Raw genomic sequence first — 9470 nt, 5'->3', positions numbered from 1 at the left:
CGATTTTTGCTGGTGGGTGGCTCGTTGGTTTTACCCAGGGGCACCATAGATAGGCTAATGCGCTTGAGCTGTTCGTTGATATCCAATACCCAAACTTTGACGACTTGACCGACCTTAACGATTTGTTTGGGGTCGCTGACGAAGCGATCGGCCAGTTTGGAGACGTGAACCAGTCCATCCTGGTGAACGCCAATATCAACAAATGCGCCAAAGTTCGCCACATTGGTCACAACGCCTTCGAGTTCCATCCCAATGGATAGGTGGCTCAGTTCTTTAACTCCTTCTTTAAAGGTGGCGTATTTAAATTCGGCGCGCGGATCTCTGCCCGGTTTTTCGAGTTCGGCCAGAATGTCTCGCAGGGTTGGTTCACCGATCGCGTCGGTAGCATATTTCTTTAAGTCAACTGCTTTAAGCCGATCGCTAACGCGGGTGAGCTGGTCGAGCGGCACGTTGAGGTCGGTGGCGATCGCTTCCACAACTCGGTAACTTTCGGGGTGAACGGCGGTGTTGTCGAGTGGGTTATCGCTGTCACGAATCCGCAAGAAGCCAGCCGATTGCTCGAAGGCTTTTGGCCCTAGCTTCGCAACTTTGAGCAGGGCACGGCGGTTTTTGAAGGCTCCGTTCTGGTTGCGGTAGGCCACAATGTTGTTGGCAATGGTGGGGGAAATACCGGAAACAAAGGTAAGGAGTTCTTTGGAGGCCGTGTTCAGGTCAACGCCAACGTAGTTGACGCAGCTTTCTACCGTTTCATCGAGCTTCTTTCGCAACAGTTTTTGATCGACATCGTGCTGGTACTGCCCAACGCCAATCGATTTGGGATCAATCTTCACTAGCTCTGCTAGCGGATCTTGCAAACGGCGGGCAATGCTGACGGCTCCTCGTACGGTGATATCAAAATTGGGGAATTCAGCGATCGCTACTTCACTGGCCGAATAAACCGACGCACCCGATTCGTTCACCATCACTTTAATGGGCTGGCGATCGAGAGTAGTTAATACTTCGGTAATGAACTCGTCTGTTTCTCGGCCTGCCGTACCGTTACCAATGGCAATTAGCTCAATCTGGTGCGTTGTGATCAATTTCTGGATGGTTTGGGCGGCCTGAACTCGCTGGTGCGCCCCCTGGTGCGGAAAAACGGTTTGGTAGTCCAGAAACTTACCTGTCTGGTCGATCGCCACTACCTTGCAGCCCGTGCGAAACCCCGGATCGACTCCCAGGGTAGGCTTCATTCCGGCTGGGGCAGACAGCAACAGTTCGCGCAGGTTGGTTTCAAAGGTTTTGATGGATTCCACATCGGCTTCTAGCTTCTTGGCGGCACGCACTTCGCTAATCAATGAGGTTTTCATCAACCGATTAAACGCGTCTTTTAGCATGGCTCGATAAAAGGCGCGAATGGTGCGATGCGGGGAGCGGATCTCTTTCGATTCCAAATAGGCCAGCACCGCCTCTTCATCAAACACCAGCTCAACATTTAAAACACCCTCTGCTTCCCCCCGGCAGAGCGCCAGCAGGTTGTGGGGAGCGATCGCCTTCACCCTGGCCTGATAAGCACGATACATCTCAAACTTGGTGGTACCTTCGGCATGGTCGGCCTTAACTTGAGAGGAAAACACACCAGATTCCATCAAATAATCACGCAAGTAAGCCCGTAACCCGGCTTTTTCGGCCACCTCTTCGGCCAGGATGTCTGTTGCCCCTTTCAAAGCATCTTCTGCCGTCTGCACACCCGTTACTTCAGAGATATACTTTGCCGCTTCCTGATCGAATGAAGCATCGGCTGCTTTGGGTTGGTTGAGCGCTTTGATCCACTCGGCCAGCGGTGCCAGCCCCTTCTCCCTGGCGATCGTTGCTCTGGTGCGCCGTTTGGGGCGGTAGGGCAAATACAGATCTTCAAGTTCGTTTTTTTGCAGGCAGGTTTCAATCCGGGTTTGTAGCTCGTCTGTAAGCTTGCCCTGCTCGGCGATCGCTTTCAGAATAGAGGCTTTCCGTTCTTCTAGCTCCGTCAGATAGGTGTAGCGATCGAGCAAATCCCGCAATTGAATTTCATTCATTTCGCCCGTGCGCTCTTTACGATAGCGAGCAATGAAGGGAACCGTTGCCCCTTCGGCAAATAGCTCTAAGGCATGGGTAACTTGAAAGGGTTTAAGCGCCAGTTCGTCTGCTAAAAGGTTTGGAATATTCAGCATTCAATCAATCGAGAATCACTTCTTCCAGAATAGTTGCAACCGTGGCATGAAACATCGCCCAAGGCTGCCAGTGAGCCTATCAATATAGCGCACCTCACTAATTCGCACGCTAGTGGGCACTTCAACAGACAGCTTCAGCAGATGGGAGCCACATGAACAGGTAAACGAATCGAATAAAACTGTTTTTATTAGCAAGAACGTCAGTCAATCTCACTCATTTGAGTGATCGTCTCTTCATTAAAACCTTAGCTTTTAAGAGAAGAAAAACTTGTACAATACCTGTGCTTCACCATGATTGTTCATGATCATGTTTCAGGGTGTTTCTTGCCGCAGGTTAACGAATGCAGTTGGCTTTAAGGGTGCGGCGATCGCAACAGTTTAACCCAAACGTGTGACTACCGTTCCGTCAAATTCGAACATCATAGGAAGATATCAAGTCGATTTGTAAGACTTAACATACCTCATTTAATTGAATCAAACGATTGCTGTGAAAACGTTTGACAGGCTAAAGAGTGTTAAATGATTTTACTTTGGCAACCTGGTTTTGAGTTCTTTCCTGATCCAAACCCCAGAGTGGCGTTATGGAAATACATAAACAACAGCAGTATTGAAGAAGCATCACCTCTGTGCTGTTTCCCGATTCACTAATGCTTAAAGATGCTGGTTGACATACAGCTAATGTTCCTGAGTGACGAAGTGCCATTCTATTGGACGCGACTACTTAGCTACAAGCCTGGATCTTCAATCACCTTTAATCAACTGCACTGAGATAAAAAACAGCCGCCGGAATTTTAGGCATAGTGACTGTAGTGGTACATAACACGATCAAATACTTAGCTCAGGTTGTTGTAGCACAAGCCTTAAATGTATTGATTTACAGTCTTAACTGCTTGTTTAAAACCGTTAATAGTTTGGTGGTTGAGATAATTGTCAAGGCTAATGTTGAGTTCATTAGAGCCCCCAAAAATGAACACTTTAATCAATAGTTTCAGTCGTCAGGTTATGCCTACCTCACAGTCGTTGACTCGGCGGCAACAGGTGCGCCCGTTCAACAACTCAACCGATGCGGATATCGGCATCTACTCGCTGTTACAGGGTGTGATTGAAAGCCTGGTGGACGGCATTCTGATTTTGACCAATGAAGGAGACGTGATTCATGCCAACAGTACGGCTCGGCGTATTTGTATGCAGTTGGTTGGAGATACGTCATCCGAACAGCCGGTTCCACAACAAATCTGGCATATTTGCCAGGTGTTGATGGAAAGCCGTGAGCTATTCCCCGACCAGGCTGTAATCATTGAGGATGAAATTAGCATTAGCAAACCCGTAACTATCCGCATTCGGGCACGGTGGTTGGAACTGAGCGATGGTACCCGGCCTTGCTTGCTCCTCACGTTAGAAAATCGCTATGAGTCGGCTAAAAATATGGCGATCGCGGAAGCTAAAAAGTATGGCCTTACCGAGCGTGAAACGCAGGTGTGGTTGCTGAAGCGGGCAGGATACACCTACAAAGCGATCGCGGCTGAACTGCATATTGCTGTAGATACGGTCAAAAAACACCTCAAGAACATTCACGCCAGACGAGACGCGATGCAGTGGGAGGATTGGGAGGAATAGAACTAGCAGGAAAGCCTGAAGTGTTGCGGTTACACTACAGTCGCCTCAGGCGTTTTCAGCGTCTGACGAATTGGAATTTTGATACGAAACTGAGTGCCAGCACCCGGTTCCGACTGGCAATCCAGCGTGCCGCCGTGTCGTTCAACCACAATTTGATAGCTGATGGACAACCCCAGTCCTGTGCCTTTGCCAACCGACTTTGTGGTAAAAAACGGATCAAAGACTCGCTCTCTTACCTCGTCTGGCATGCCCAGCCCGTTATCAATGATGTGAATCATGGCTGACGTTACCGTGACGTGATCCAGATCCTCATCCACTATTGCTGTCCGGATCGTAATTTGGTTGTGGCGTGGAGAAGTGCGATCGGGGCTACTATTTGCAGCCTGTTCCAACGCGTCGATCGCATTACTCAAAATGTTCATAAACACCTGATTCAACTGTCCGGCATAACACTCCACTGGCGGAATCTTGCCGTAGTCTTTAATCACCTCAATTCGGGGGGTATCCACCGTAGCTTTGAGACGATGCTGCAAAATTAGCAGGGTGTTGTCAATGCCCTGATGAATATCGACGGGCTTTTTCTCCGCTTCATCCAGGCGCGAAAAGTTTCGCAGCGACAGCACAATTTGGCGAATGCGATCGGCTCCCACTTTCATAGACGATAAAATCTTGGGCAGATCTTCCACCAAAAAACTGAGGTCGATCGCCTCAATGCACTGCTGGATCTCGACATGCGGTTGGGGAGTGTGCCGCTGATACAGGTTCAGCAACGTAAACAAGTCCTGAATGTAGCGATTAACGTAAGTCAGGTTGCCATACACAAAACTGACCGGATTATTGATTTCATGCGCGACTCCTGCCACCATCTGCCCCAAACTCGACATCTTCTCGGTTTGAATCAGTTGAGCCTGGGTTTGCTTCAGTTCCCGCAGCGTCAGCCGAAAGCGGCGGTTGCGCTCAGATAATACCTTTTCGACCCGTTTTTGGCGAGTCACCGTCCGTTCTAAGCTGGCAACATCCGCCCGCAGCTCTAGCTGCATGATCACCTGGCGGCTCAAAAGCCTCAGGGCGTTGATCTGATCGGATTGCAGCGGGTGAGGAGCCTGATCAAAGGTGGATAACGTCCCGATCGCCACCCCATCTGGAGTGACTAATGAAACCCCGGCGTAAAACCGCAAACCTGGCGGCGGCAGCACCAGCGGGTCCGTTGCAAAGCGGTCATCGATCGCCGCATCTGGCACAATCAGCAGGCCATCCGGTTGAGACAGAGTGTGCAGGCAAAAGCTAATTGGCTCTGGAACCTCCAAGGCATCCCAGCCCACACTGGCCTTCACCCAACGGCGATCGCCCTCCATCAGGCAAATCAACCCCATACGAGTTCCACAAATGTGGATCGCCAAATTGACGAGGTGTCCGAGTCCCTCATCTGGAGCTGTATTCAAAACGCCATAACGCTTTAGAAGCTTGCCGTTGGCGTTGGCGTCGCTGGGTGGCTCTGCTGTCCTCATTGTTGAACTTACATGCTGACTCGCCATGCATCCTAACAAAGCCTCGCATACCGATGGGAAACTTTGTTCAATAGATTTGCGAAACGATACTAAATCAAGTGTTCATCCCTCTGGTGCCCCGTCCGGTTCGGTGGAACGGCCAAATCGATACCCTTTTCCATACACTGTATGAATTAAAGGGGCTTCGTCCATCCCTTCTAGCTTGCGACGGAGCAACCGAACTTGAGCAGCCAGCACGTTACTGCTCGGTTTTTCGCCATCTCTCCACAGATGTTGATGAATTTGGGCATGGGTGAGCAGTTGGCCGGGATGTTGCATAAAGTAGGCCAGCAACTGACTCTCTTTCTCAGACAGTTCAATCGAGTATCCGTGGCGATAGGCCATCTGGTTTTCGACATCAAGTTCCAACTCTTCCACTTGAATGCGGCTTGAAACTAATACATCTTGCAGCGGCGGACGACGCAGCAAGGCTCGCACCCGCGCCAACAGCTCTCGCAACTCAAACGGCTTCACCAGATAATCATCGGCTCCGGCATCCAGCCCTTGAACCCGGTCGTCGATTGTATCTTTTGCGGTGAGAAATAGAACGGGGGTTGTATCGCCGTGCGATCGCAACTGCTGGCAAATTTGCAACCCGCTGGTGTGCGGCAGCATCCAGTCTAAAATCAGCAGGTCATAGCGGCCTTGTGCCGCCAGCGTGTTTCCTGCTATGCCGTCGTGCGCGACCTCAACGTGATACCCTTCGCGGGTCAGTACTCGGCTTAAGGGTTCGGTTAGCTCAGTTTCGTCATCAACCAACAAGATTTGCAGAGGGGTCATTGGAGTCAGGAGGAGTCAAGAAAACAGGCAGGTTCCAAGAGCCGTATGTGGCATCCTGATGCTGAGCTGGATTGATTTTACAGCAGTTCTCAATCGAGTCAGCCACAGTCTTGCCAGGATGGGGGTGGGGTGTAGGATTTGGTGTGGGGTGAATGCAAATGAAAATGGCTGTAAGCTATCCCAACCGGAACAAAAACAGTATTGCTCCCATGACATAAGTGTTGCACCTCTCGTCCAATCTGCCTTCTATGATGAAACGATTGATAATTCGAGGTGTTGCATGACGTTGACTCACGCGCGATCGCTGCAAGTAGATGAAGTACGGCAGCAGTTTCCAGCCCTGGCAGGCAACTGGACGTTTTTTGATAACGCAGGGGGTTCGCAGACGCTCAAGCGGGTAGTTGATCGTATTAGCGAATTCTTGCTCACTTCAGACGTACAGCTTGGAGCCTCTTACGCCGTTTCCAGGCTGGCCTCCGAACGGGTAGCCGCCGCCAATCAGTCGATCGCCACATTAATAAACGCGGCTGACCCTGCCGAAATCGTAATGGGAGCATCGACATCGCTGCTGCTCAGGATTCTATCCCTTTGCCTCAGCCACACCTTCAGCCCCGGCGATGAAGTGATTGTGACCAACTGCGACCATGAAGCCAATATCAGCCCCTGGGTTGACTTGCAACAGCAGGGCATCGTGGTCAAGTTCTGGCGCATTAACCCAACCACATTAGAGCTTGATCTGGCTGATTTAGCCGCTCTTTTAAGTCCCCGCACTCGACTCGTTGCCCTGACGCACGCCTCTAATATTTTGGGGACAATTACGCCGATCCAGGCGATTACAGAACTGGCGCACGCGCATGGGGCTATGGTTTGTGTGGATGGAGTGGGCTATGCGGCACACCGCTTGATTGACGTGCAAGCGCTGGACGTAGATTTTTACGTGTTCAGCTTTTACAAGGTTTATGGGCCGCACCATGCCGTGCTGTATGGCAAACGCGAGCATTTGCTAGCGATGCCAGGATGGAATCACTACTTCATTACCGCAACCGATATTCCCTACAAGTTTCAGCCCGGCAACCTGAATTATGAACTCAGCTATGGGGTCATCGGGTTGTGTGATTATTTCAGCGATCTGGCAACGCAGCACTATGGCGATCGCGCTGCGCCCGAATTACGCGATCGCCTGGTTCAGGCATTTGACCTGATCAGCATCCATGAAGAAGTGATTGGCGATCGGTTGCTCAGTTACCTCAACCAGAAAGCCAACGTCCGGATTATCGGTGCTGCCGAGGCCGAGCAAAGCAAGCGAGTACCAACCATCGCCTTCGTGGTAGACGGAGTCGATAGCGCCAGCATTCCACCCCAAATTGACCCACACCATATCGGCATCCGCTACGGCGACTTCTATGCCAAACGACTGATCGAAGACTTGGGACTGGCCGCGCAGCACGGTGTGATTCGGGTCAGCATGGTGCATTACAACACGGTCGAAGAAGTCGATCGCCTGATTGCGCTGTTTGACCAGCTCTTTTGAGTGCGGCTCAACGCATAGGGGGCACCCCGTTAAACTAGCCCTCAACCCCCTGCACAACCAACACGGAACAGGCAGCATGGTGAAGCACAAAATTGCTAGTGCTGCCTAGCAACATCTCGGTTAGCACCTGGCGACCGCGCCGCCCCGTTACAATCAAGTCGGCGTTCCAGGTTTGAGCCAGCCTGCAAATGCGCCGCCCTGCATGACCCAGCGCTAAATTGCAGTCCGCCGCAACGCCCACCGCAATGGCACGATCGCGGTAAGTGCTTAGCCATCGTTGTGCGTCATCAATATCGCGCTTCATGTCGTCTTGCATGGTCTGCGAAAAGCTAGACAGATCGTTGCCATAGAGATCGGAATAGGAATCTTGATCGGCAAACCGCAGACAATGCAAAATCACTAAATTGGCCTTTTCAGATTGAGCCAGTCCTAAGGCTTGTTCAAATACGTGGACACTGGACGGTGAGCGATCGATCGCCACCAGGATTTTTTGATAAGTCACGCCAGATTTGCTGTATTGCTACAAAAATTACCCCATCCTTCTGAAAAGGATGGTTCCGCACGAAAGCGTTCTGACGTAACGATAACGCTTCAGAGCTGATCCCGATCGCCTTTTAAGTGGTGTTTTGTTGATTACCGCTTCGCTAGCGGCTGAATGGCAGGGGGTGGGTTCAGGTGGGTCTTGCGGCAAAACCGATATAGCCCGAGCTATTTAGTTTTTGAATATCGTGCTTAATCGCGTCGAGGTCAGTGTAGTAGTCGGCGACGTTAATCAAGCTGTCACTCGTCATAGAACGAAGACTCATCACCTCGACTCGTACCCCCCGATACGCAATCGCATTGACCGCATAGGCCAAATCCCCATCACCGCTAACCAAAATGGCTGTATCAAAATGGTCTGCCAGGGTCATCATGTCTACGGCAATTTCAACATCTAGATTGGCTTTTTTGGAACCGTCTGGATGTTGAACCAAATCTTTCGTGACGACGCGATAGCCGTTGCGGCGCATCCACAGCAAAAACCCCTGTTGTTTATCGTTGGTGCGATCGACCCCAGTGTAAAAGAAAGCCCGCATGAGCCGGGAATCTCCTACCATGCGGCAGAGCAACTTGGCATAGTCGATCTCAATGCCGAGTTGCAGCGCGGCATAAAATAAATTAGAACCATCAACAAAAATAGCGACCCGACCCCGATTAAGGCGATCGCAAATTGAATCACCGTTGACGGTTTCTAATAGTTCTCTATTAGTATTTGGATTGGTATAGTTCATGAGTTATTGCCCTGGATTAAGTTTGTTTTGTCAAGAATTTGTATTTTGAGCGGCGCAGGTATCTCGCTTGCAGGTGTCACAGACGAGACGCTTATGCTGCGAACAGTTTCATAATCTAAACTTAGGATAACTATAATTTATGCCAGGAGGATGATCTGGATCAGACCACCCTAACCCGGAACGCCGCTTAAAGAAGAAGATGCCCCACACGTGTTACGAGTGGCTATGGTTAAGAGAGCCATCAGCCGATCGCTCCGTTGGACTCAATTCTAACGTTCCGTTGCGTTTAGTTTGGCGATCGGCCACTTTAGACGAATGACAAACCGTTTGAACGACAACACGCCAATGTTTCCCAAAAGCAGAAATAACGTTAGCAATAGAGCGTTATATCTTCACCACAGTGGTCTGCTAAGGATCGTGGATTAAATAACCTGTAATTCTACCTTTTGCATTTGTACACTGGAGAAGTAGACGATGAAGCGGAAACTTAATGCAACCTTACCCTGCTCCCATTGAAGCTCAAATGCAACGGTACTAT

General features: G+C 50.4%; 7 protein-coding genes. 2 read left to right on the top strand and 5 right to left on the bottom strand.

What is annotated here, in order from left to right:
* Positions 1-2186 (bottom strand): Tex family protein (locus IQ268_RS31395; RefSeq protein WP_193887304.1); only part of this gene is annotated, 2186 nt, incomplete at its 3' end.
* A 966-nt stretch (positions 2187-3152) separates the two neighbouring features.
* Here IQ268_RS31395 and IQ268_RS31390 point away from each other — a divergent pair.
* Positions 3153-3803: a helix-turn-helix transcriptional regulator gene (locus tag IQ268_RS31390; protein ID WP_228035898.1), complete on the top strand. Its 651-nt coding sequence runs from the start codon at positions 3153-3155 to the stop codon at positions 3801-3803.
* Positions 3804-3832: 29 nt separating this feature from the next.
* Here IQ268_RS31390 and IQ268_RS31385 read toward each other — a convergent pair whose 3' ends face one another.
* Both IQ268_RS31385 and rppA read right to left on the bottom strand, forming a co-directional pair.
* A complete protein-coding gene (locus IQ268_RS31385; protein ID WP_193887302.1) occupies positions 3833-5311 on the bottom strand; it encodes a sensor histidine kinase in 1479 nt (492 codons plus the stop codon).
* Positions 5312-5413: 102 nt separating this feature from the next.
* Positions 5414-6121: a two-component system response regulator RppA gene (rppA, locus tag IQ268_RS31380; protein ID WP_193887306.1), complete on the bottom strand. Its 708-nt coding sequence runs from the start codon at positions 6119-6121 to the stop codon at positions 5414-5416.
* A gap of 289 nt (positions 6122-6410) precedes the next feature.
* Here rppA and IQ268_RS31375 point away from each other — a divergent pair, with 289 nt between their 5' ends.
* Complete coding sequence (locus tag IQ268_RS31375) at positions 6411-7661, top strand: cysteine desulfurase-like protein (RefSeq protein ID WP_193887300.1); 1251 nt, start codon at positions 6411-6413, stop codon at positions 7659-7661.
* A 34-nt stretch (positions 7662-7695) separates the two neighbouring features.
* Here IQ268_RS31375 and IQ268_RS31370 read toward each other — a convergent pair whose 3' ends face one another.
* Both IQ268_RS31370 and IQ268_RS31365 read right to left on the bottom strand, forming a co-directional pair.
* Positions 7696-8163: a universal stress protein gene (locus tag IQ268_RS31370; RefSeq protein ID WP_193887298.1), complete on the bottom strand. Its 468-nt coding sequence runs from the start codon at positions 8161-8163 to the stop codon at positions 7696-7698.
* Between the two features lie 169 nt (positions 8164-8332).
* Complete coding sequence (locus tag IQ268_RS31365; RefSeq protein WP_193887295.1) at positions 8333-8932, bottom strand: NYN domain-containing protein; 600 nt, start codon at positions 8930-8932, stop codon at positions 8333-8335.
* Between the last annotated feature and the right edge of the window lie 538 nt (positions 8933-9470).

The organism is Oculatella sp. LEGE 06141 (assembly GCF_015207605.1).
In the GTDB taxonomy this organism is placed as follows: domain Bacteria; phylum Cyanobacteriota; class Cyanobacteriia; order Elainellales; family Elainellaceae; genus Oculatella.
Note: the sequence above shows the minus strand (reverse complement) of the source record. Positions and strands in the feature narration are given on the sequence as shown.